Source organism: Salicola sp. AFF1, from assembly GCF_056783195.1.
This window is the reverse complement of the sequence record NZ_JBXAYL010000215.1, coordinates 1-248: the sequence shown is the minus strand read 5'-3', so window position 1 is coordinate 248 and position 248 is coordinate 1. Positions and strand designations below refer to the sequence as shown.

At 31.5% G+C, this 248-nt stretch carries 1 protein-coding gene; it reads right to left on the bottom strand.

Annotation, left to right across the window (positions count from 1 at the left end):
• Window positions 1-248, bottom strand: a 248-nt coding sequence (locus tag AC1RQI_RS17400; RefSeq protein WP_481905860.1) for a hypothetical protein, incomplete at both ends; no start/stop codon positions are given.

Genomic DNA, 248 nt, shown 5'->3' with positions numbered 1-248 from the left:
CTGCATTTGATGTATGAAAATCTCTACCTTGGAAGTATACTGAATTGCCTAAAACTAAATTTCCAACTGTGTCAATTCCAATAAATCCTTGTTTGTAACCTCCATTTAATTCGTTGATTTGCATTGACATATAGATGATATCGTTTTCAATTTGAGCGTGATTGAAATAATTTTTATAACCAATATTATTGGTGATGCCTAACTGCCAAAGAATAGAATCTTTGTTGAAATCAATTGCAGATACCCAG